The sequence below is a fragment of the Enterobacter sp. PL1 genome (assembly GCF_945957325.1).
Taxonomy (GTDB): Bacteria; Pseudomonadota; Gammaproteobacteria; order Enterobacterales; family Enterobacteriaceae; genus Enterobacter; species Enterobacter roggenkampii.
In genome coordinates this window covers 250,566-272,984 of the sequence record NZ_CAMFKT010000001.1, presented here as the reverse complement: position 1 = coordinate 272,984, position 22,419 = coordinate 250,566, and the positions used below count along the sequence as shown (strand labels likewise).

17 protein-coding genes are annotated in these 22,419 nt (G+C 58.1%); 6 read left to right on the top strand and 11 right to left on the bottom strand.

Annotated features, from left to right (window positions below; genetic code table 11):
• Window positions 1-7: 7 nt before the first annotated feature.
• Genes silA through N6P30_RS01320 form a run of 4 tightly spaced genes read right to left on the bottom strand, consistent with a single transcriptional unit; the run spans window position 8 to window position 6,206 of the window.
• Complete coding sequence (gene silA, locus N6P30_RS01335) at window positions 8-3,184, bottom strand: Cu(+)/Ag(+) efflux RND transporter permease subunit SilA (protein ID WP_023292395.1); 3,177 nt, start codon at window positions 3,182-3,184, stop codon at window positions 8-10.
• A 10-nt stretch (window positions 3,185-3,194) separates the two neighbouring features.
• Window positions 3,195-4,442 carry an efflux RND transporter periplasmic adaptor subunit gene (locus tag N6P30_RS01330; protein ID WP_023292394.1) on the bottom strand — a complete coding sequence of 416 codons (1,248 nt, stop codon included), beginning with the start codon at window positions 4,440-4,442 and terminating at the stop codon, window positions 3,195-3,197.
• 11 nt (window positions 4,443-4,453) lie between these two features.
• Window positions 4,454-4,792, bottom strand: a complete 339-nt coding sequence (cusF, locus tag N6P30_RS01325) for a cation efflux system protein CusF (RefSeq protein WP_008503519.1) — start codon at window positions 4,790-4,792, stop codon at window positions 4,454-4,456.
• Window positions 4,793-4,820: 28 nt separating this feature from the next.
• Window positions 4,821-6,206: an efflux transporter outer membrane subunit gene (locus N6P30_RS01320; RefSeq protein ID WP_023292393.1), complete on the bottom strand. Its 1,386-nt coding sequence runs from the start codon at window positions 6,204-6,206 to the stop codon at window positions 4,821-4,823.
• A 162-nt stretch (window positions 6,207-6,368) separates the two neighbouring features.
• Here N6P30_RS01320 and N6P30_RS01315 point away from each other — a divergent pair, with 162 nt between their 5' ends.
• Both N6P30_RS01315 and N6P30_RS01310 read left to right on the top strand, forming a co-directional pair.
• Window positions 6,369-7,052, top strand: coding sequence for a copper/silver response regulator transcription factor (locus N6P30_RS01315; protein ID WP_008503517.1), 684 nt, complete (start codon window positions 6,369-6,371; stop codon window positions 7,050-7,052).
• Window positions 7,042-8,496 (top strand): Cu(+)/Ag(+) sensor histidine kinase, encoded by a 1,455-nt coding sequence (locus N6P30_RS01310; protein WP_023292392.1) that lies wholly within the window; start codon window positions 7,042-7,044, stop codon window positions 8,494-8,496. The genes N6P30_RS01315 and N6P30_RS01310 overlap by 11 nt, the downstream gene beginning before the upstream one ends.
• 3 nt (window positions 8,497-8,499) lie before the next feature.
• Here N6P30_RS01310 and N6P30_RS01305 read toward each other — a convergent pair whose 3' ends face one another.
• A complete protein-coding gene (locus N6P30_RS01305) occupies window positions 8,500-9,405 on the bottom strand; it encodes a LysR family transcriptional regulator (RefSeq protein WP_023292391.1) in 906 nt (301 codons plus the stop codon).
• A gap of 117 nt (window positions 9,406-9,522) precedes the next feature.
• Between N6P30_RS01305 and N6P30_RS01300 the strand changes: the two genes are divergently transcribed.
• Complete coding sequence (locus N6P30_RS01300) at window positions 9,523-10,938, top strand: MFS transporter (protein WP_023292390.1); 1,416 nt, start codon at window positions 9,523-9,525, stop codon at window positions 10,936-10,938.
• A gap of 46 nt (window positions 10,939-10,984) precedes the next feature.
• On the opposite strand, the gene N6P30_RS01295 is transcribed toward N6P30_RS01300, so the two are convergent.
• Genes N6P30_RS01295 through N6P30_RS01285 form a run of 3 tightly spaced genes read right to left on the bottom strand, consistent with a single transcriptional unit; the run spans window position 10,985 to window position 13,695 of the window.
• A complete protein-coding gene (locus N6P30_RS01295) occupies window positions 10,985-11,980 on the bottom strand; it encodes a DUF2891 domain-containing protein (RefSeq protein ID WP_023292389.1) in 996 nt (331 codons plus the stop codon).
• A gap of 9 nt (window positions 11,981-11,989) precedes the next feature.
• Window positions 11,990-12,976 carry a DUF979 domain-containing protein gene (locus N6P30_RS01290; RefSeq protein WP_021240144.1) on the bottom strand — a complete coding sequence of 329 codons (987 nt, stop codon included), beginning with the start codon at window positions 12,974-12,976 and terminating at the stop codon, window positions 11,990-11,992.
• Window positions 12,973-13,695, bottom strand: coding sequence for a DUF969 domain-containing protein (locus tag N6P30_RS01285; protein WP_021240145.1), 723 nt, complete (start codon window positions 13,693-13,695; stop codon window positions 12,973-12,975). Before N6P30_RS01285 ends, N6P30_RS01290 begins: the two co-directional genes overlap by 4 nt.
• Before the next feature lie 200 nt (window positions 13,696-13,895).
• Here N6P30_RS01285 and N6P30_RS01280 point away from each other — a divergent pair, with 200 nt between their 5' ends.
• A complete protein-coding gene (locus tag N6P30_RS01280) occupies window positions 13,896-14,441 on the top strand; it encodes a winged helix DNA-binding protein (protein WP_021240146.1) in 546 nt (181 codons plus the stop codon).
• Here the strand turns inward: N6P30_RS01280 and glgX are convergent, their stop codons facing one another.
• From glgX to treZ, 3 genes are read right to left on the bottom strand one after another with little or no spacing between them, the layout of a single operon-like run.
• Complete coding sequence (gene glgX, locus N6P30_RS01275) at window positions 14,442-16,517, bottom strand: glycogen debranching protein GlgX (RefSeq protein ID WP_023292388.1); 2,076 nt, start codon at window positions 16,515-16,517, stop codon at window positions 14,442-14,444.
• 15 nt (window positions 16,518-16,532) lie between these two features.
• On the bottom strand, window positions 16,533-19,001 hold the full coding sequence (treY, locus tag N6P30_RS01270; protein WP_023292387.1) for a malto-oligosyltrehalose synthase: 2,469 nt from the start codon (window positions 18,999-19,001) through the stop codon (window positions 16,533-16,535).
• Entirely contained in the window at window positions 18,998-20,785 is a 1,788-nt protein-coding gene (gene treZ / locus N6P30_RS01265) for a malto-oligosyltrehalose trehalohydrolase (RefSeq protein ID WP_023292386.1), read from the bottom strand. Before treZ ends, treY begins: the two co-directional genes overlap by 4 nt.
• 132 nt (window positions 20,786-20,917) lie before the next feature.
• Between treZ and N6P30_RS01260 the strand changes: the two genes are divergently transcribed.
• Both N6P30_RS01260 and N6P30_RS01255 read left to right on the top strand, forming a co-directional pair.
• Complete coding sequence (locus N6P30_RS01260; protein WP_021240150.1) at window positions 20,918-21,445, top strand: GNAT family N-acetyltransferase; 528 nt, start codon at window positions 20,918-20,920, stop codon at window positions 21,443-21,445.
• 99 nt (window positions 21,446-21,544) lie between these two features.
• Window positions 21,545-22,294 (top strand): 5'-nucleotidase, lipoprotein e(P4) family, encoded by a 750-nt coding sequence (locus N6P30_RS01255; protein WP_247608348.1) that lies wholly within the window; start codon window positions 21,545-21,547, stop codon window positions 22,292-22,294.
• Window positions 22,295-22,419 lie beyond the last annotated feature (125 nt).

Below are 22,419 nucleotides of genomic sequence, written 5' to 3'. Positions count from 1 at the left end.
TAATTTATCAGGTATTGATTCCCCTGTCATCTTCACCAACGGCTGTCTCTGGTTTATGCCTGCGCAACCAAATTAACTTATACGCCGCAGGAATAATAAACAGTGACAGCAGCGGTGCCGTGATCATCCCGCCGATCATGGGCGCCGCTATCCGGCTCATGACTTCTGAGCCTGCCCCGGTCCCCCAGAGAATGGGCAGCAGACCGGCAATAATCACCGCGACGGTCATCGCCTTTGGCCGCACGCGCAGCACGGCGCCCTGATAAAGGGCGTCATCAAGCCCCTGTTCAGTGAACGTTTCGCGCTGGGACAGCGCCGGATGTGCTTCAACGGCATGACGCAAATACATCAGCATGACCACTCCAAACTCTGCTGCCACCCCGGCCAGGGCGATAAACCCGGTGCCGGTTGCCACGGACATATGGAAGCCCTGCCAGTACAGGAACCATATCCCGCCGACCAGCGCGAACGGCAGGCTCATCAGGATCAACAGGGCCTCATCCACGCGACGGAACGCCAGATAGAGCAGAACGAAAATGATCATCAGCGTCATCGGCACCATCAGCTTCAGTTTCTTGTTGGCGTGCTCAAGCAGTTCAAACTGCCCGGAGAATGACACGCTGGTACCCGGCCTGAGCTTCACGTTCTGGCTGATGGCCGTCTTAATGTCGTTCACCACCGACACCATATCCCTGCCGCGGGCATCGATATAAATCCAGCTCGCAGGCCGGGCATTCTCCGTTTTCAGCATCGTGGGGCCTGAAACAACGTTGATATCCGCCACATCACCCAGCGTAATCTGCTGTTTCATTGGCGTCAGGATCGGCATCTGCTTCAACGCGCTCGGGCTATTCCGGTAGTCCTGAGGGTAACGAATATTAATCGGATAGCGGGCCACGCCTTCCACCGTTTCACCCACCGTCGCACCGCCGATGGCCGAGGAGACGAACAGCTGCACGTCGCCCACCGTCATTCCATAGCGGGAGGCTTTCTCCCGGTTGATATCGACATCGATGTAGCGCCCGCCTTCCAGACGTTCTGCCAGGGCAGACACCACGCCCGGCACCGTTTTGGCTACCGCTTCAATGCTTTGCGCCGTGGCGTCGATATCAGCCAGAACGGTACCAGACACCTTGATGCCAATCGGGCTTTTAATCCCGGTCGACAGCATATCAATGCGGTTGCGAATGGGCGGAACCCAGAGATTCGCCAGACCGGGCAAACGAACGGTCTTATCAAGCTCCTCAACGATCTTGTCAATCGTCATCCCGGGACGCCACCGATCCTCAGGCTTAAGCTGAATGGTGGTTTCCACCATTTCGAGCGGCGCGGAATCCGTTGCCGTTTCGGCTTTGCCGGTCTTGCCGAAGACAGAGGCCACTTCAGGGACGGTTTTTATTAACTTGTCCGTGGTCTGTAAGAGCGCGGCCGCTTCTGCCGGAGAGACGCCGGGCAACGTTGACGGCATATACAGCAGATCGCCCTCATTAATCTTCGGCAGGAACTCGCCGCCCACCTGGCTCAGGGGCCAGATCACCGTGAAGATGGATAAGGCCGCAACCAGCAGGGTTGTTTTGGGCCAGTTGAGCACCCGAATCAGCAGCGGATGATAGGCGTTAATCAGCAGCCTGTTCAGCGGGTTACGGCTCTCGGCGGGGATTTTACCCCGGATCCAGAATCCCATCAGAATGGGGATCACGATGATGGCCAGCGCGGCCGCCCCTGCCATGGCGTACGTTTTGGTGAAGGCCAGCGGACCAAACAGCCGCCCTTCCTGCCCCTCAAGGGTAAAGATGGGAATGAAGGATAAAGTGATGATCAGCAAGCTGATAAACAGCGCCGGTCCAACCTCTACAGAGGCGTTGGTAATCACCTTCCAGCGGGTGGCGTTATCAATCTGCTCTCCCGGGTGCTGGTGATCCCACTCTTCCAGCCGCTTATGCGCGTTCTCAATCATCACGATGGCGGCATCCACCATCGCGCCGACGGCGATGGCAATGCCTCCCAGCGACATAATATTGGCGTTCAGCCCCTGGAAATGCATGACGATAAAGGCAATACACAGGCCAAGCGGCAGAGAGATAATCGCCACCAGCGCCGAGCGAATGTGCCAGAGGAACAGCGCACAGACGATGGCCACCACGATAAACTCTTCGAGAAGTTTGCTGCTCAGGTTATCAATGGCCCGGTCGATGAGCTGGCTGCGATCGTAGGTGGTCACAATCTCAACGCCTTCCGGCAGGCTGGCCTTCAGCGTCTCCAGCTTGTCTTTTACCGCCGTAATGACCTCGCGCGCGTTTTTACCCGAACGCAGGATCACCACGCCGCCCGCCACTTCACCCTGCCCGTTCAGCTCGGCAATACCGCGGCGCATTTCCGGCCCCGTTTGCACGCGGGCAACATCACGCAGGTAAATCGGCACACCGTTCTCACCGGTTTTCAGGACGATGTGATTGAAATCATCGATGGTCTGCAGATAGCCGCTGGCCCGCACCATATATTCCGCTTCCGCGATTTCTACGGACGATCCCCCCGCTTCCTGATTAGACGATTCAAGGGACTGCTTAACTTCCGGCAGGCTGACGCCGAACTGCGCCAGCTTTAACGGGTCAACCTGAATCTGATACTGCTTCACCACGCCGCCGACGGAGGCCACCTTGGCCACGTTCGGGATTGTTTTCAGCTCAAATTTCAGGAACCAGTCCTGCAATGATCGCAGCTCGGCGAGATCGTGTTTTCCGCTGCGGTCCACCAGCGCATACTCAAATATCCAGCCTACGCCCGTGGCGTCCGGGCCGATTTCGGAACTCACCCCGGCGGGGAGTTTGCCCTGAACCTGATTCAGGTACTCCAGCACGCGCGAGCGGGCCCAGTACAGATCGGTCCCGTCTTCAAAAATAACGTACACATACGAATCACCAAACTGTGAAAAACCGCGCACGGTCTTCGCGCCAGGAACCGACAGCATGGTGGTGGTGAGTGGATAGGTCACCTGGTTTTCAACAATCTGCGGGGCCTGGCCGGGATAGCTTGTTTTGATAATCACCTGAACGTCAGACAGATCGGGCAAGGCATCGACCGGGGTGTTGATGATGGTCCATGTCCCCCAGACGCTGAGAAACAGCGCACCCATCATCACCAGGAAACGGTTGGCAACCGAACGCCGGATAATCCATTCAATCATCATCGTCTCCTTAATGGCCTGAATGCGCGTCGTCAGCGGCTTCAGCGTGGCGCATGCGCTCCAGCGCGCCGGTAATATTGGCCTCCGAGTCAATCAGAAACAGACCGCTGACCACCACCGACTCCCCCTCTTCCAGTCCGGTACCAATGCCGGACTGCTGCTGTGATTCATGCAGAACGTGGATCCTTTTCGGTACAAACTTCCCGTTCGCATCAACGGTAATAACGCGCTGTTCTTTCCCGGTATCGATAACGGCCTGAGACGGAATGAGCAACATTTCCTGACTTTGGGTATTCAGCTTCAGGTAGGCATTCATGCCCGGTTTCAGCAGTTCATCCTTGTTGGAGACCTGCAGGCGCACCTGCAGCGTACGGGTGGTTTGATCCACGCTCGGCAGAAGACGCCATTTTTCAACCGGGAAGGATTTATCCGGATAAGCCGGTACCGAAACAGTAAACTGCGAGGTATCTTTCAGCAGATAAGCAATGGATTCAGGGACCGCCGCGCCGATCCAGACCGGATCCATCCCCTGAATCTGCGCCACCACCTTATCTTTGGAAATATTCATTCCGGTGCGCAGGTCAAAGGCCGTGATCACCCCGTCAATGGGCGCCTTGATGGTAAACCGGGTCTGGATAGTACGGGTCGCACGCAGCCGCTGAATATCGTCATCCGGCATACCCGCCAGGCGCAGACGCTCCAGAACGCCTTTTATCTGCGTGGGCGTTCCGCCGGTACCGGAGAGCAAGAGGAACTCGCTCTGCGCTTCGACCCAGTCCGGAATGGTGATATCAACCAGCGGCGTGCCTTTTTTCACCTTATCGCCAATCGTCAGCGGGTACACTTTTTCAACGAACCCTTCCGCACGCGCCTGCACAATGACAAACTGATAGTCGTTATAGCTGACGTTGGCCGGGATCGTCTGGGCATAATTCAGCTTTCCGCGCGTCACTTTTTGCGTTTTTAATCCCAGGTTCTGAACCTGGGTCGGATCGATACGGATACCGTCACTGTTTTTATCATTCTCATCGGCATATTTCGACACCAGATCCATATCCATAAACGGTGATTTACCGGGCTTGTCGAATTTCACGTCGGGCTTCATCGGGTCATACCAGAAAAGGACCTTTCTTTCCGCAACGCTATTTGCTGTTTTTTCAGATGAATAAAGTGTCTGCCATGCCGTCACGGATATCAGCCCTCCGGCAATAAGGCTGCTGACTATCATGGCAGCATATTTTATTTTTAATGAGGCCATGCCGTTTCTCGCTATTTAATGCTCTTTAGTAAAGAGAGATTGCCCTGCTGAACAAACGAGAAATTCACGTGGCTGCCGACTTTTAAGGCAGTAATACTCGCGTCGGCCTGCATAAAAGTAAAACGCATGGTCATCGCGGGCCAGCCAATTTCCGGGATGGCTTCGTGAGAAATCGTTACTTTTTTGTTCGTGAGATCAATATCCTTCACAATGCCGGTCCCGGTGATAACCTGCTCTGAGGCACCTTCGCTGGCGGCGCTCATCTCCGCGTGCTGATGAACCTCAGCCTGAAGACCGGCAGAAAACATAATGATTGCACCAAATACGACGGCGTTAAGTGAATTGCGCATGTTTAATATCCTTTTTAATTAAGTGAGGTTATTCGGCCCAACCGCCGCCCAGCGCGGTGAAGAGGTTAATTTCATTAACCTGCCGGGCATAAATAAGGTCGAGAATATTTTGCTGCGTGGAAAACAGCGACCGTTCCGCGTCTAATACTTCGATATAGCTCACCGCGCCGCTGGTATATAATCCTCTGGCCCGCTGCAGGGTAATATTTAGCGAATCAAGATACCGTCCTTGCGCAGCAAGCTGCTGGTTGAGGCTGTCCCGCAGCGCGAGCGCGTCGGCAACCTGCCTGAAGGCAGCCTGTATTTTTTGTTCGTAATTCACAACCGACTGCTGCTGACGAATTTCAGCCAGCTTCAGGTTGGCCTTATTCCTGCCCGCATTAAAAATCGGAAGCTCAATTTTGGGGATGAAATTCCACATCCCACTGCCCGCGGTAAACAGGCTGGATAATTCCGTACTGCCTGTTGAAAGCCCGCTGGTCAGGGAAATAGACGGGAAAAAAGCGGCACGCGCGGCGCCGATATTCGCATCGGCCGCGTTAAGCTGATACTCCGCCTCCATAATATCCGGGCGCTGCAGCAGTATCGCTGAAGAAAGATGGGGCGGGAGTTTTACCGGCGCAATATCGCGGGCGCTCATTCCGCTGTCGCCCGGCAATCCGCGATAGGTGCCGAGGAGCAGCTGCAGAGCATTGTTGGCCTGCGCCAGCTCCCCCTCTCGTTTGGCAATCTCTGCCTGCGTGCTTTCGATCTGTCCCCGGGCCTGTTCCAGCGCCAGCACGTTGGTGCTGCCCGTCACCAGCTGCTGCTCAACGAACGCATAAGACTGCCGGTAATTTTTCAGCGTTTCCCGCGCGATGCGCAGCTGTTTATACGCCAGCTGCTGGTTGAAATAGCTCTGCGACACGTTAGAGACAAGCAGAATATGCACCGCGCGACGGGCCTCTTCGCTGGCGAAATAGTTTTGTCGGTCGGCCTCGCTCAGGTTCTTCAGCTTGCCGAAAAAGTCGAGTTCATAGCTAAGCGCAAGACCGGCGTCGTACTGCCGTGAGGTCGGTTTGTCACTTTTTAGCCCGCCGCTGTACGTGATACCCGCAGAACCATTCAACTGCGGATAACGATCCGCCTCCGTCACGTTGAACTGCGCCCGGGCCTCTTCAATCTTCAGGGCGGCCATTTTGATATCGCGGTTGTTTTTCAGGGCTTCTGTAATCAATCCAGCTATCTGAGGGTCGACGAAGAAGTTGCGCCAGCCGGTGTCCTGATACCCGGCCGCCGCGGGCGTCAGTCCGTTGCGCGAGAGCGAAAACTGCCGGGGTACCGGTGATGCCGGGCGCGGGTAGTCAGGCGCCAGCGAGACGCAGCCTGCCAGGATAAATACCGTAGTGATGCTGAGTCGTTTTAACAGGAACATAGCGGTTCAAATCAAGTCCAGAGGATTTTTAGGGCTAATCTACTGAACGCATCCTGTTTGACCGGTGACGGGATAATGACAATGTTGTCATTTATGGCGTAAGTCATTGTTAACGATCGCGGGCTCACTAGAATGTCATCAGCAGCCAGTCTGGGGAGCAAGATGAAAATACTGATCGTTGAAGACGAAATGAAAACCGGGGAATACCTCAGCAAAGGGCTGACGGAAGCGGGGTTTGTCGTGGACCATGCGGATAATGGCCTGACCGGGTACCACCTCGCCATGACCGCGGAATATGACCTGCTGATTCTGGATATCATGCTGCCCGACGTGAACGGCTGGGATATCGTCCGCATGCTTCGCTCTGCCGGCAAAGGAATGCCCATCCTGTTGCTCACGGCCCTCGGGACGATAGAGCACCGGGTTAAAGGGCTTGAGCTGGGCGCGGATGATTATCTGATTAAGCCTTTCGCCTTTGCGGAACTGCTCGCCCGGGTCAGGACGCTGCTAAGACGCGGAAATACGGTGATCGCGGAAAGCCAGCTTCAGGCGGCTGACCTGACGGTTGACCTTGTGTCGAGGAAGGTCAGCCGGGCGGGCAATCGCATCCTGTTAACCAGCAAGGAGTTCAGCCTGCTGGAGTTTTTCATGCGTCATCAGGGCGAGGTGCTGCCCCGCTCCCTGATTGCCTCCCAGGTGTGGGACATGAACTTTGACAGCGACACGAACGCAATAGATGTGGCGGTAAAGCGCCTGCGCGCAAAGATCGATAACGATTTTGAACCCAAGCTGATCCAGACGGTACGCGGCGTAGGCTATATGCTGGAGGTGCCGGATGCCCGTTAAGCCCCTCCGACGCCCGTTCTCGCTTGCGCTGCGGCTGACCTTTTTTATCAGCCTCTCCACCATACTGGCCTTCTTCGCCTTTACCTGGTTTATGCTGCACTCCGTTGAGAAGCACTTTGCCGAGCAGGATATCAGCGACTTACAGCAGATTAGCAGCGCAATTCATCGCATCCTCCAGTCTCCGGCCGATCCCGACCAAAAGAAAATCAGCAAGCTCAAAGAGTCGGTCGCCAGCTACCGCAACGTGGCCGTCCTGCTTCTGGATCCGCAGGGCAATACCCTGTTCAGCTCGGCGCAAGGCGCGGCACTGCGCCCGGCGATGAACACAGCGAACTTTAGCGAACACCGTCAGGCACAGGATGTGTTTCTCTGGACGGTAGAAGACCCGGTCAACCCTATGCATGCCGGGTCCGACATGAAAATGGAAACGTACCGGATTATCGCCTCCTCAGGCAGGACAACGCTGCAGGGCAAAACCCAGGACTACGTCATGCTGATCGGGCTCTCAATTAATTTTCATCTCCACTACCTTGAGGCGCTGAAGAAGAATCTTTTTGCCATTGCCGCGGCAATCAGCCTGCTGATTGTGCTGGTGATTCGTATCGCGGTGCGTCAGGGACACTTGCCCCTGCGTAACGTCAGCACCGCCATTAAAAATATCACCTCCGAAAATCTGGATGCGCGACTGGAGCCGTCCCGCGTGCCCGTTGAGCTGGAACAGCTGGTGATCTCCTTCAACCATATGATTGGGAAAATTGAAGATGTCTTTACCCGGCAGGCGAATTTTTCCGCCGACATCGCGCATGAAATCAGGACGCCCATCACCAACCTGGTGACGCAAACGGAAATTGCGTTGAGTCAGAACCGCTCCCAGAAAGAGCTGGAAGATGTCCTCTACTCCAGCCTGGAAGAGTACAACCGGATGACCCGCATGGTCAGCGACATGCTGTTCCTGGCGCAGGCGGATAATAATCAGCTCATCCCGGATCGGGTGATGTTTGATTTAAGCGCCGAGGTGATGAAAGTCTTCGATTTCTTCGAAGCCTGGGCGGAAGAACGCCACGTCTCGCTGAAATTTAACGGGATGCCCTGCCTGATAGAAGGCGATCCGCAGATGTTCAGAAGAGCAATCAATAATCTGCTCTCCAACGCCCTGCGCTATACGCCGGAAGGGAAAACGGTAACGGTCTCCATCAGAAAACGGGATAACGACGTTGAGCTGGTAACAGAAAACCCCGGCACGCCGATCCCGCAGGCGCATCTGCCAAAGCTGTTTGACCGTTTTTATCGCGTCGATCCGTCCAGGCAGCGTAAGGGCGAAGGCAGCGGGATTGGGCTTGCCATCGTGAAGTCCATCGTCACCGCGCACCACGGAAAAGTCCGCGTGGAATCGGATGCGGTGTCGACGCGCTTCATCCTCACGGTGCCGGGGAAAGTACTCTGAGCGTCAGCAAACCGCGCGGCACACTTCAAGGACCTTTTCCCTGAGCCAGCGATGCGCCGGATCCCGTTCCATGCGCGGATGCCACATCTGGGATACCGTAATAGTGCGGGTCTTAAAGGGCAGTTCAAAGACGTGCACGCGCTCGGTCATCGCCTGATTAAGGAGGTACAACGCCGGTACCATAGCAATCAGGTCGGAGGCCAGCGCTACGGATAACGCCGTCGGGAATCCAGGCACCACGCTGGCGATCTTTCGTTTCATCCCCCGCTCCGCCAGCGCGTCGTCCACAGACCCGTGTAACGCCCCATCAGGCGACGCCACCACATGGCCCCAGCCAACATAATCGTCAAGGCTGACCTCAGGCTGTGAAGACAGCGGATGTCCCTTGCGCACCGCGCCAACAAACCGATCCTGAAAGAGCCTTTGCAGCCGTATTTCAGGCCCCATGTTGCTCTGCACGCCGATCTCCAGGTCGACAAGCCCCTCCCGTAAATAGCGCGACGTTTTTTCAGGTTTGGGAGCGAAGCGGATGCAGACCCCGGGCGCAACGCTCGCCACCGCGGCTATGAGCATAGGTCCAAACGCCACGACAAAACCGTCGTTGGCCCGAATAGTGAACAGCCGTTCAAGGCTTTCCACCTTCAGCGTGTCGGTGGAGGGCTGCAGCACCGCCCTCGCCTCGTGCACGGCGCATCTGGCGCGGTCCCGGGTGGCTTCGGCCCAGGGCGTCAGCACCATATGACGCCCGGCCCGCACCAGAATAGGATCGCCGGTCACCTCCCGCAGCCGGCTCAGGGTGCGGCTCATGGCGGAGGTGCTCAGGTTTAAACGTCGCGCCGCGCCCGCCACGCTGGCTTCGGCCAGCAAAACGTCGAGCGCAACCAGAAGGTTAAAGTCAGGATCGGACACGATGGCTCCTCAGATAAGGCGTTATATGCAACGATTAAGTGCAAATGCTGCGTCTTCCGCCCTGTATAGCGCATGATTATAGTTTCGTCATCACTATTCTTATCCGGAGTAACGACGATGACGCTATTTACCAACCAGCCCGGCGATGAAGATTTACCCGGGCATGAACGCGCCCGGGTCCTGGCCGCCGTCATGACCACCACGCTGATGGGCGTCTTTGACGGCACCATGATCAACATCGCGCTCCCCTCCATGGCTAGAGCGATGCAGGTCCCCGCGAACGTTGCGGTCTGGTTCGCTAACGGTTATCTGCTGTCAGCGGCGATGACGCTGGCTATTTTCGCCGCGCTGGCGGCCCGCGTGGGCTATCGCCCGGTCTTTCTGAGCGGGCTTGCCACCTTTACGCTCACCTCGCTCGGCTGCGCGCTGGCAACAACGCCGGAAATGTTAACCGGGATGCGAATTCTGCAGGGCATCGGCGGGGCGGCGACCCTGAGTATTGCTCCGGCGATCCTGCGGTCCGTTTTTCCGGGCCGACTGCTGGGCCGTATTCTGGGGCTGCACGCCCTGCTTATCGCCTCCAGCACGGCGATCGCCCCAGTACTCGGTGGAACAATACTGGACGTCCTGAGCTGGCAGTGGCTTTTCGCCATTAACCTCATTCCGGGCAGCATCGCCCTGCTGCTGGCATGGCGGGCCTTGCCGCGGGAATCGGTTGCTGACAGACCGCCCTTTGATGCGCCGGGCGCCGTGCTCTCCGCCGTCCTGTTAGGTTCCGCGATCATGCTGGCCGACAGCCTTCAGCACGTGGCGCAACACATTAGTCTGCAGGCCGTCTGCTGGAGCGTTCTCGCGCTGGTTAGCGCCCTCGCCTTTACCTGGCGGATTCGGCGCGCGCAACATCCGTTACTGCCGCCGGTGATGTTCAAAAACGGGCGCTTCACCCTCGCCGCGCTGACCTCGCTGGCCTCGTTTGTCAGCCAGGGGATCACGTTTGTCGCGCTGCCGTTCCTGTTTCAGAGCGTATATGGCTACAGCCCTGTAGTGTCCGCGCTGCTGTTCACCCCGTGGCCGATTGGCATCGTGCTGATCGCGCCGCACGCGGGTCGCTGGGCGGATACGATCTCCGCGCCGCTGATCTCGACCCTCGGGCTTATCGTCTTTGTCGGCGGGCTGGTCCTGCTGGCCACGTTGCCGGACAATCCTTCCGCCTGGAATATCTGCCTGCGTAGCCTGGTCTGCGGGATGGGGTTTGGCTGCTTCCAGAGTCCCAATAATCGGGAAATGCTCGCTAACGTGGCGCGGGAACATGCCAGCTATGCCTCCGGCGTGTTGTCGATCGTCAGAACATTCGGCCAGTGTCTCGGCGCCGCCGTGGTGGGGGTTCTGCTGGGAGCGGCGGCAGGATGGGACCATCAACATGCTATCCAGGTTGCACTGTGGCTAGCCGTCATCGCCTCGACGGGTTCGGTGGTATTTAGCCTGAGCAGGCTGCGCACTGCGCGGTCTACAGGCAAGCGTTGCACAATGTAGGCCGGGTAAGCGCAGCGCCACCCGGCAAGAAAGACGGCGCGTTTGTTTACTCCAGCGCCAGCAGCGCAAAGCTCGCCAGCCAGTGCCCGCCGCTGTAGTGGCTGCCAACCACATGCCCGACGCTGGCGGCCAGATGTTTCGTCACCGCCTCGCGCAATGCCGGTTGCGCCGGGTGGCTGGCAGGAAGCGCTTTCGCTATGTGCTTCATACACCACGCGCGGCTAAGGTTTAACCCGTCCAGATGGGCAATTTTCGGGTCGGTACGATCGCTCACTTCCGCCGGGTTCATGAGTGTCGTAACGGCGCCCACCTCCGGCAGAAACGCGTCAAACCAGGCCGGGAAGCCCTCCGACACCTTGCTCATCAGCAGTGCCTCCGTCAGCGCGCCGGAAATATATTCGTCTCCGCCGGGCTCATAATGAGCCGGATAGCGCGTGTCGGCGAGATAAAACCGCTCAGCCGCCGCCAGAATTGCCTGCTCAAGCGCCTTGTCGCCCACTGCGCGACCATAATCCAGCGCCAGCGCGAGGGCAAACGCGGTGTTGTAGTGCGTCCCGACGCGGATCGGATAGGTGAGCTTACCGAGGTAATCCAACAGCCGGTTGCGAATATCCTGGGTGAGCGGCGCCAGCGTCTGGTACCAGCCTGCGGACTGCGGCAGCGACGACTGTTTCAGCTCCTGGGCCAGCGCCAGCAGCCAGCCGTAGCCATACGGCCGCTCAAACGAGGCGCGGAACGGTGCGGTGAAATAGGCCAGCTCCTTCGCCACGTTCTCTTCGGTCAGGTGCTCGTCAAAAAGCGCGACGATCGCGTCCCGGCACGGTAATTCTGGATAGAGGCGCACGCAGCGCAGCAGCAGCCAGTAACCGTGCACCGCCGAGTGCCAGTCAAAACAGCCGTAGAAAATGGGATGCAGCTCGCGCGGCGGCAGCACGTCACCATCATCATTCAGCAGGTGCATGATGTGGTTCGGGTATTCCTGGCGCAAATAGATCAAAGGCATGCGGGCAAACGCGTCGGCCTGATGTTGCGTTAATTCCATGACAGCTCCTTAGCGAAACACGAGGAAATACATTAAAAACACGTTCACCACCAGCAGGGTTAACGCGGTCGGGATCTGTATCTTGATCACCTGATATTTGTCTTTCAGCTCCAGCAGCGCGGCGGGAACGATATTGAAGTTCGCGGCCATCGGCGTCATCAGCGTGCCGCAGTAGCCTGCGTACATGCCAATCGCCAGCAGCGGCGCCGGGTTGCCGTGATGCACGTTGATCAGAAACGGCAAGGCGATCCCCGCGCTCAGCACCGGGAAGGCCGCAAAGGCGTTACCCATTATCATGGTAAACAGCGCCATCCCCACGCAGTAAATCACCACCAGCATGAAGCGGTTATCCGGGTTCACAAACAGGCTCACCACCTTCTGCACCGAGTCACCCGTGTTGGCCACCACGAACACGCCGCCAAGCATGGCCAGCATCTGCGGCAGGATCACCGCCCAGCCGATGGTATCGACAAGACGGCGGGACTGACGAACGGCATGGAGCGGCGTGCCTTTGGTCAGCCACCAGCCGGTGAGGATCGCCGCGACGCAGGCCACGCACAGCGCCGCCAGGGTGAGCTGTTTCTGATCGAGCAGAAACACGCCGCCGACCGAAACGCCCTTCAGGAATAACGTGCCCAGCACCGTCACCACCGGGATCATCAGCGCCGGCAGGAACAGCCAGTTTTTAAGCCGATTTGACGACGCGACGCGCTCCTCCTCGGTGGACATTTTATAGTGCCCTTTCCCGACGAGACCAAACCCCGCCAGCAGCGCGATAACGATAACGCCGCCGCCAATGATCCGGTACGCCAGCGATTTCCCCAGCTCCTGAACCATCAGATCGCCAAACAGGAAGATCCCGCCAAACAAGAACCAGAACAGCGCGGTAGTAAAGCGCTTCGGGTTGGCGCGATCGCGCAGGGTCATGACAACCAGCAGCATTACGACAAAGCCGATCAGGTAGTACACGCGGTTAATGGTGATAAGCGTCATCATTGCGCGGCCTCCTGCGTACCCTGCTCTGCCCGCCAGGCCATCACGTCGCGACGGATGCTCGCATCGAGGCGCAGCAGGCGCGTCATATGAATAATCAATGCCGCAATGGCGGTCGGAATGGCCCACAGGCCGATATGCAGCGGTTCAATGCCCGGAATACCGTTCTCTTTCAGGAACGCGTCGATCAGCAGCACCGCCCCGAAGGCAATAAAGATATCTTCCCCAAAGAAGACCGCGATGTTGTCGCACGCGGCGGCGTGGGCTTTGATTTTGTCGCGAATATGCTGCGGCAGTTCGCCGTATTCGTTCAGCGCCGCCCCTTCGGCCATCGGTGCCAGCAGCGGGCGCACCGTCTGGGCATGGCCGCCCAGCGACATCAGTCCCAGCGCGGCGGTGCCTTCACGTGCGACAAAGTAAAGCATCAGAATACGCGCCGAGGTGGCGCTGGCGATCTTCGCCACCCAGGCCTGGGCGCGCTCCTTAAGCCCGTAATATTCCAGTAGACCAATCACGGGCAGGATCAGGATGAAGGTGGCCAGCGATCGGCTATTGACGAACTTCTCGCCAAAGGTCTCCAGCAGCATGCCGAAATCCATGCCGACCAGCAGACCCGTCGCCAGCCCCGCCACCACGACCACCAGCAGCGGGTTGAAGCGCAGTGCAAAACCAATAACCACGATCGGTATCCCGATCAGCGGCAGCAGCGTAGTACCGTCCATAACGTTTACCCTATCGAAAGTGAGCGTTGCGCGCCGACGGCTATTTTTTTAATTTGCGGCGAGCGATGTTGTGTTTTGTTGGCAGGCTTCGCAAAACCTGCGCTAAAAAGCTATATCTGAACCTCAAAAACATGTAAACAAATTATCAATAAAATGTTCTTATTTTATCGATGAGTTTACATTTCTGGCTAAGGAACGTTATGACCTCAGAAAAGAGTGCTTCACCCGATCGCGACGATATCAACGAGGGCCGGATCGTCTCTTCCCGCCATCTGGTATCCGAGCGCTGCGCGGAGTTATCAGAGCTGGAATATGCGCTGATCATGACCGGCAACGCCTTTAACAAATGGATGGTGCGCTGCATGACGGCTGCCGGCGAGCCCGATATGGGCGCCTTTGACGTTTCGCTGCTGCATCACGTGAACCACCGCGACCGCAAGAAAAAGCTGGCCGATATCTGCTTCGTCCTCAACGTGGAAGACACCCACGTGGTAACCTATGCGCTGAAAAAGCTGGTCAAAGCAGGCTACGTGACGAGCGAGAAAGCGGGCAAAGAGCTCTTTTTCTCTACAACGGAGGAAGGGAAAGCGCTGTGCATGAAATACCGGGACGTGCGGGAGGCGTGTCTGATTGCGATCCACGCGGAGAGCGGCATTGCCGGGAAGTCGATTGGCGAGACCGCGCAGCTGTTACGCACGATCTCCTCCCTGTATGACACCGCCGCACGGGCGGCGGCGTCACTGTAACTAAGGACGGCGGAACAGCGTAATGCTCCGTCCGGCAAGCGCGTACTCAACGGTTTCGGTGATCGCTGTCCCGGTGACGGCATCATCCGCCGTAGACAGCTCCAGCACCCATCCCCCTTCGCCAAACTGCGGGATCTGGAACGGCACGGTGCCTTCAAACGGATTGAACAGCATCAGCACGTCGTGCCAGATGCCGTCCTCCTGCTGAAGATCCGGCCTGCTGATGGAGACCCCGAGCGTTGAGCCTTCATCCCACTGCTCGGCCTGCTGCGGACCGCCTCCGGCATTGAACCAGCGGATCTCCAGCCCGTCACGCCAGCTTTCACGGCGCAGCAGCGGCTGTTGCGCGCGAAGGGCAATGAGACGACGGGTAAACTCGCGCAGCGCGGCGTCGTTTTCGGAGAGCCCCTTCCAGTCGATCCACGAGATCTCACTGTCCTGGCAGTAGCCGTTGTTGTTCCCCTTCTGCGTGCGGCCAAACTCGTCCCCCGCCAGCAGCATCGGCGTGCCGTGGGAAAACAGCAGCGTGGTCAGGAAATTACGCTTTTGCCGCTCCCGGGTAGCGATGATGTCCGGGTTCTCGGTTGGCCCTTCCTCGCCGTAGTTGTACGAGCGGTTATCGTTATGCCCGTCGTTATTGTCCTCGCCGTTGTCGGCGTTGTGCTTCTCGTTGTACGACACCAGGTCATTCAGCGTAAAGCCGTCGTGGGCGGTGATAAAGTTGACGCTGGCCCACGGGCGACGCCCACGCAGATCGTACAGATCGCCGGAGCCGAGAAGCCGCGCGGCAAAGTCCGTGGAGACGTTGTCCCCCTTCCAGTACTCGCGAACGGTGTCGCGGTATTTGTCGTTCCACTCCCCCCAGCCCGGCGGGAATCCGCCCACCTGATAGCCGCCGGGGCCAATATCCCAGGGTTCACCAATCAGCTTCAGTCGGGATAAGACCGGATCCTGGGTCATGGCGTCGAAAAAACCGCCGCGCGGGTCAAACCCTTCGGGCTCGCGGCCCAGGATCGTCCCGAGGTCGAAACGAAAACCGTCTATGTGCATTGATTCCGCCCAGTAGCGCAGGGAATCCATCACCATCTGCAACACGCGCGGGTGCGAGGTGTTGACCGTGTTTCCCGTCCCGGTGTCGTTGATGTAGTACCGGTGCTGGTCGGGCAGCGTGCGGTAATAGCTGTAGTTATCAATCCCCTTAAACGAGAGCGTCGGGCCAAGCTCGTTCCCTTCCGCCGTGTGGTTGTACACCACGTCCAGAATGACCTCGATGCCCGCGTCATGATAGGCGCGCACCATATCGCGAAAGCCCTGGATCCCCGCCGGGCCGTAGTAGCGCGACGCCGGAGCAAAAAAGCCCAGCGTGTTATAGCCCCAGAAGTTCTTCAGGCCGCGGTCGAGCAGGTGCTGGTCGTCCGGGAACCAGTGAACCGGCAGCAGCTCCACCGAGGTAATGCCCAGGCTTTTGATGTAGTCGACCGAGGCTTTGTGCCCCATCCCCTCAAACGTCCCGCGCAGCTCGGGCGGAATGGCCGGGTTCATCTGGGTAAACCCTTTCACGTGGCTCTCATAGACAACGGTATGCGGCCAAGGGACGTTCGGCCGGTTGTTGTCCTGCCAGTCAAAGGCGTTCGGGTCGATAACCCTGCATTTCGGCGTAAACGGCGCGCTGTCGCGGGTATCAAAGCTCAAATCCAGCTCGTCATGCCCCAGCTCATAGCCGAAATGGGCGTCGTTCCAGTCGATGTCACCCACCAGTTCGCGAGCGTACGGGTCGATAAGCAGCTTATGCGGGTTAAAGCGATGACCATTTTCCGGGTCGTAGGGGCCGTAGACGCGATAACCATACAGCGCGCCCGGCTTCAGGTCAGGCACATAGCCGTGCCAGATCTCATGGGTATACTCCGGCAGCTCCAGTCGGGCGATTTCCGTTTTCCCGGACGGGTCAAACAGACAGAGCTCCACTCGTTCAGCGTGCGCGGAGAACAGCGCGAAGTTAACGCCCTTCCCGTCATAATTCGCCCCCAACTGCTGGCCATGACCGGCCCGAATTTCAAACGTTGTATCCTTTGCCATTTTCGTTCTCCACGATTATTCGCAGGTAAGCAGAACCAGTACACATCCCTTTTCTGACGTTAAATCCAGCGTCTTTTGCAGAATGCGGCTCTCACCGCTGAACAGATCCCGATAGCGCTTCCCGGCCAGTTCGTCGGGTATCGCCACCGTGGTATTGACCCACAGCTGATGATTATCCGTGATGCCAAAAACCAGACGCGGCACGGCGACAATCAGCGCCTCCTCGTCCTTAACGCGCGCATAAACAATCAGGTTCTCCTCCCGCTCGCCGGTGACCTTAAGCGGCAGCCAGTCGCCGTAGCGGAAAAGCGCGTCGTAGTGCGGTCGAAGCCGCAGCAGCGTGGCGGTAACAAACTGTTTGACCCGTCCGTCCCGCCAGCAGGCCGGGTTGTCAAACACCCCGGCATCCGCCGCGCTGAGGTGTTGCACCAGGGCCGGAAAGTCAGGCTCGCGTCGGTTATCCGGGTCGACCAGGCTGAAGTTAAGCGCCTCGCTGCCCTGATAAATATCCGGCACGCCGGGCGCCGTCAGCTTGATCGCCGTCTGGCTGAGGCTGTTCATCAGCCCGGCGCGAATAAAGGGCTGCATCGCCTCGCTGAAATCGTGCAGGAACGGGGTGTTGTTCGGCGAAAGCAGGTGCCGCGCGTAGCTCAACACCACGCTCTCATAGCTCTCGTTGCTGTCAATCCAGTCGGTGCGCTGTTTCGCCTCGCGCAGCGCTTTTTCGAGGAAGCCGAGGAACCGCGTTTCGAGTGCTTTAAGCCCTTCAGCGTCATCCGGTGACAGCGTGGCGGGCCAGACGCCCGCCAGCGCCTGGTAGATCATCCACGTATCGGCGGCGTTCGGCGCGGTGCCGTCGTTGAGAAAACGCACCTGGGTCTGGTTCATCTGCCGCCAGCGGGCCAGATTTTCCCCCCAGCGTTCCGGGGCTTCCGTCAGGGTGTAAAGGCGCGCCCGGGCATCTTCTCCGCGCTTGGTATCGTGCGTGGAGGTGCCCAGCAGCGCGTCGGGCTGACGGGCCAGACGAATGCGCATCTCCTGGTGGAAGCGGGATAAGGAAAACGCGCGCGGCGTCGGGTCGGCACCCACTTCATTGAGCGCAAGCTCAAGGTTGTGGCGAAAGAACAGCGTGTCTTCAACGGACTTCGCCATCAGCGGCCCGGTCAGCTGCTGGAAGCGGGTCCTGAACAGCGCGGCGCTCTCGCGGCATGCGTTCGGCAGGTCGCCGGTAAGAATGCGTACGATCAGGCTGAGCGCCGCTTCAGACGTCTCCACGCTGGCAACCACGCGGTTGAGCAGCGCCACGTCCGGCGGGGTTAACCCCTCGCGAGTGCCGTAGGTGCGGTAGACCGGAAACGCAATAAGCAGTTCGCGCAGCGCGTGGCGGATTTCCTCGCGCGGCAGCGCAACCTCATTGCGGCGGGCCAGATCCTCAGCAAGGTTTAGCAGCGTGGTGAATTCACCCTCGAAATTGCGATCGGTCATCAGGCCTTTGGCATCGCGCAGCTCCGCGTGGCGATCGACCGTCACGCCGAGCGTTTCGTCGTGGATTTTCTCCAGACGCGACAGGCTATCATCATCGACCAGCACTTCCGCCAGCGAGGCGATAAACTCGTAGCCGGTGGTACCGGATACCGGCCAGTCAGCGGGGAGCTGTTCCCCTTTGGCGAGAATCTTTTCGACCGTGATGTAGCAGTCGGGCCCGGCGGCCTGCCGCAGGCGCTGCAGATAGCCCAGCGGATCCGCCAGGCCGTCGACATGGTCAATGCGCAGGCCGTCCACCACGCCAGCGTGGACCAGCTCAAGGATCAGCCGGTGCGTATCGTCGAAGACCGCATCATCCTCAACCCGGACGCCGACCAGCCCGGTGATCTCAAAGAAGCGCCGCCATGAGAGCTGCTTCGGCGCCTCCCGCCAGGACATCAGCCGCCAGCTTTGCGCCTCGTGCAGCCCGGCAATGCTTTTCTCCTCGCTGTACGTGCCCGGGTTAAGCGGATACTCGGCGTCGTAGTAAACCAGTGCGGCCTCTTCCGTGACAGGGTCACGTTTTAGCGTGATGGCTCCCTTCTCCAGCTCCGCCTCAAAGGTGTCGCCGAGAAACGGCAGCGTCAGCGGCCTCGACCAGTCAATGTCAAAATAGTGCGCGTAGCGGCTTTGCTGGCCGTATTCAATCACGTCCCGCCACCAGAGGTTTTCCAGCGAGGTGGACATATGGTTCGGGACAATGTCCAGAATCAACCCCATACCGGCCTGCTTAAGCGCCGCGGCCATGCGGTCAAAGCCTTCTCGTCCGCCAATCGCGGGGTCGATTTCATTCGGGTTGGTCACGTCATAGCCGTGGGTAGACCCCGTCGTGGCAGTGAACACGGGCGACGCGTAAAGGTGGCTGATGCGGAGGTCCTTCAAATACGGCACCAGCGCCACAACGCGGTCGAAGGTCATGCCGTTACGGAACTGAATACGGTACGTGGCGGAAGGGATCATAACGATGCTTCTCCATCAGCAAAGCGAACGACAATACCGTTCGGGGGTAAAACGTCGTTGAGCTCCGGCCAGGCGAAGCGCGTCTCCCCCGCGAGCGCGGGCAGGTCGACGGGCTTCGTTCCAATATTCAGCGCCAGAGAAAGCGTGCCTGACGGGAAGCGCCAGCTCACCGCCACCATGCCGGGCGCGGTCTTGAGCACATGGCCCTCAACGGCGCCGCCCGGATGCAGAAGCGGAACGATATAGCGATGGCGCAGCGTCAACAGATGGCGCGTATAGCGCAGCCACGTTTTGCCCTCGTCGGTGGCGATTTTGTTCCAGTCGAGCTTTGAGCGGATAAACGTGTTCACGTCGTTCGGGTCCGGGACGGTTTCATCGTGCCCGGCATGGCCGCTAAACTCTTTCGCGCGCCCTTCCCGCACCGCCTTTGCCAGTTCGCCGTGAAAGTCGGTGAAGAACAGGAACGGATGCGTTTCACCAAACTCCTCGCCCATAAACAGCAGCGGGATATGGGGGGAAAGCAGTAGCGCGGCAAGCAGCACCCTCGTTTTATCAGCCCCCGCGAGGGAGATAAGCCGCTCGCCCTGGGCGCGATTGCCGGTCTGATCGTGGTTTTGGATGAAATCGACGAAGAACTGCGGCGGCTGCGTGCGGCACTCCACGCCGCGGGATTCGCCGGTTTGCAGCGAAATCTCGCCCTGGTAGACAAACCCTTCCGCCAGCGCCCGGGCGAACTTTTTCTCCGGCTCAAAGGCAAAATCCTGGTAGTAGGCGTGCGTCTCACCGGTGGCAAATACGTGGGCGGCGTTGTGGAAGTCATCGTTCCACTCGCCGGTGAACAGCGGCGCGTTGCCCTGTTCATCGCGCGGATGCAGGAAAATCACGTTGCGGCTGTCTTCCGTGGTCAGGTGAACGTGACGATGCGGAATGGCCTCGCGAATTTTTGCGGCAATCTCCTCGAGAATATGCGTGTCCGAGCCGTCTTTAATCTGGTCGATGGCATCAAACCGCAGGCCATCCAGGCGGTATTCCGTCAGCCAGAAGAGCGGCGCGTCGGTCATGTACTGTCTCACCGGCTCGCGCTCGTAGGCGATGCCGTTGCCCCAGGGCGTCATCCGCTGTGCATCGAAAAACGCGGGCGACAGCAGAGGCAGATAGTTCCCCTCCGGGCCGAAGTGGTTGAGCACGATATCCAGCACCACGGAAAGCCCCAGCCCGTGCGCGGCGTCGATAAACGCGTGGAAATCCTCCGGCGTGCCGTACGCAGAGTGCGGGGCATACAGCAGCACCCCGTCGTACCCCCAGCCGCGGGAACCGCCAAACTGGGAGACGGGCATGACTTCAAGTTGGGTAATCCCCAGCTCCGCCAGATACGGCAGCTTGTCGATCGCCGCCCGGAAGGTGCCCTCCGGGGTAAACGTGCCGATGTGCAGTTCGTAAATGATCGTCTCTTCCCACAGCCGCCCTGCCCAGTCGCGGTTGACCGGCTGGTAACGTCGGGGATCGATCACCACCGAGGGTCCGTTAACGTCGCCCTTTTGCGCCCGCGAGGCGGGATCGGGCACCGCCGTGCCGTCCTGAAGAACAAACTGATATTCTGCACCGTGCCTGACGCCGGGGACGTCCGCCTGAAACCAGCCGTCGCCGGTTGCCGTCATCGGCACGTCGGTGGCGGCAAGACGTAGCGTAAGTTCTTTCTGTCCTTCTGCCCAGACGCGAAAACGTACAACGTCATCGGAAATAAACTCAGCACCCCACTGCTTTTGAAATGTCCTGAATTCCATTCATTGTCCTCGAATGACCCACATTTTACGCGGAACGAAGTACAAGCTTAGTTCAGGATTAAAAGTGCGTGAGCTCAGCGGATTTAACCGCTTCGTCTATTCTTTATGAAATAACTCACTAACGGGAATACTATGCAGATTCGAAAAGGACTCAATACCGACTTCGCACGCCTTGAATGCTGTGACTTTTCTTTCACCATTAGCCACATTGCCCGGGAGCCGTTTATCCACTGTGATTTGCATATTGAAGCCGTGGCAGAGCCGTGGATAAAAACCTACGAACTCGACATTCAAACGCTTGAAAATCACTGCGTTAATCCGGACGCCATATTTCTTGTCGCGGAAACGGACGACGGTGAAATAGCCGGATTTATTACCGCGTCAGTCGGCTGGAATAAATTTATTTCAGTAGATTATATTGCCGTTGAGCGCTCCAAACGCAGAACCGGCGCCGCGCATAAATTAATGGCCGCCGCGCACGTGTGGGCCCGCAGCGTAAACGCGCCGGGATTACGGCTTGAAACACAAAATGTGAACGTCTCTGCCTGCCTGTTTTACCGTCACTACGGATTTACCCTGGGCGGATACGATCGTTATCTCTACAACGCCCTACCGGAAAAAGACGAGGTCGCTCTGTTCTGGTATTACATGCTGGTCTAGCGGAAACACATTGCCACATCACGGTCATATTTCTGTCACTGAATTTCATTACGCTTTCGGGATTTTAACCACGGTGTTGAGGAAAGAAGTGTGAATTCAATGGCTAAGGCATTACTGCTGGCATTACCGGTTTTGAGTGCAACGGCAGCGGCGACGGCCGCGGAGCACGACCTGTGTGAACCGAAAGCGTACGAAATGGCGCTGCGCTATCAGCAGAAATCGGCAGAGATTATGGCCCTTCAGCTGCAAACCTATCGGTTTGCCACCGAGCGTTTTAACGAAAAGTTAAAGGATCTGAAAACGCCCGAAAATTACGCCGTGGTAATGGACCTGGATGAAACGGTACTGGATAACACCCCTCTGCTGGTGCGCGACATGGAGCAGTGTCACGACTATACGAAATGGGACACCTGGAGCGACTGGGAAAAACAGGGAAAACCCGGCTTAATTCCGGGGGCGAAAGCGTTTCTTGACCACGTGAATCAAAGCAAGGTCCGCATCTACTATGTCTCGGATCGTATGCAGGAAAACAAAGCCGACACGCTGAAGACGTTAAACGCTCTCGGCCTGCCGCAGGTATCTGACGAAAGCGTGCTGCTGGATACGGTCAGCAAGGAAGAGCGCCGTCAGAGCATCCTCAAAAAGCAGCAGATCGTGATGCTGTTCGGCGACAGCCTGCCGGATTTCGCCGTGCAGTTTAAAAACAAAAAGCCGAGCGAACAGCAGCGTGAACTGGTTGAGGCCAGCGCGGACCACTTCGGCAACGACTGGATTGTGCTGCCTAATGCCGCTTATGGCTCATGGTCCAAAGCCACGCCGGACAGCTGGAACGCACCGCTGAAAAAATAATGTCTACGGGCCGGGAAAGCTATCGCGCGCCTTCCCGGCCCTTCGGTTTCCTATCCATCCCGTTTATAGGTCCTATCATTTCTGGGCAGGTTCTTATAATTTTACGGAGCAGTAAGATGAGCACT

What these genes read in the sequence shown, in the direction of transcription:
- silA (WP_023292395.1), bottom strand. Translation starts at nt 3,184, where the DNA reads ATGATTGAATGGATTATCCGGCGTTCGGTTGCCAACCGTTTCCTGGTG.
- N6P30_RS01330 (WP_023292394.1), bottom strand. Translation starts at nt 4,442, where the DNA reads ATGGCCTCATTAAAAATAAAATATGCTGCCATGATAGTCAGCAGCCTT.
- cusF (WP_008503519.1), bottom strand. Translation starts at nt 4,792, where the DNA reads ATGCGCAATTCACTTAACGCCGTCGTATTTGGTGCAATCATTATGTTT.
- N6P30_RS01320 (WP_023292393.1), bottom strand. Translation starts at nt 6,206, where the DNA reads ATGTTCCTGTTAAAACGACTCAGCATCACTACGGTATTTATCCTGGCA.
- N6P30_RS01315 (WP_008503517.1), top strand. Translation starts at nt 6,369, where the DNA reads ATGAAAATACTGATCGTTGAAGACGAAATGAAAACCGGGGAATACCTC.
- N6P30_RS01310 (WP_023292392.1), top strand. Translation starts at nt 7,042, where the DNA reads ATGCCCGTTAAGCCCCTCCGACGCCCGTTCTCGCTTGCGCTGCGGCTG.
- N6P30_RS01300 (WP_023292390.1), top strand. Translation starts at nt 9,523, where the DNA reads ATGACGCTATTTACCAACCAGCCCGGCGATGAAGATTTACCCGGGCAT.
- N6P30_RS01295 (WP_023292389.1), bottom strand. Translation starts at nt 11,980, where the DNA reads ATGGAATTAACGCAACATCAGGCCGACGCGTTTGCCCGCATGCCTTTG.
- N6P30_RS01290 (WP_021240144.1), bottom strand. Translation starts at nt 12,976, where the DNA reads ATGATGACGCTTATCACCATTAACCGCGTGTACTACCTGATCGGCTTT.
- N6P30_RS01285 (WP_021240145.1), bottom strand. Translation starts at nt 13,695, where the DNA reads ATGGACGGTACTACGCTGCTGCCGCTGATCGGGATACCGATCGTGGTT.
- N6P30_RS01280 (WP_021240146.1), top strand. Translation starts at nt 13,896, where the DNA reads ATGACCTCAGAAAAGAGTGCTTCACCCGATCGCGACGATATCAACGAG.
- glgX (WP_023292388.1), bottom strand. Translation starts at nt 16,517, where the DNA reads ATGGCAAAGGATACAACGTTTGAAATTCGGGCCGGTCATGGCCAGCAG.
- treY (WP_023292387.1), bottom strand. Translation starts at nt 19,001, where the DNA reads ATGATCCCTTCCGCCACGTACCGTATTCAGTTCCGTAACGGCATGACC.
- treZ (WP_023292386.1), bottom strand. Translation starts at nt 20,785, where the DNA reads ATGGAATTCAGGACATTTCAAAAGCAGTGGGGTGCTGAGTTTATTTCC.
- N6P30_RS01260 (WP_021240150.1), top strand. Translation starts at nt 20,918, where the DNA reads ATGCAGATTCGAAAAGGACTCAATACCGACTTCGCACGCCTTGAATGC.
- N6P30_RS01255 (WP_247608348.1), top strand. Translation starts at nt 21,545, where the DNA reads ATGGCTAAGGCATTACTGCTGGCATTACCGGTTTTGAGTGCAACGGCA.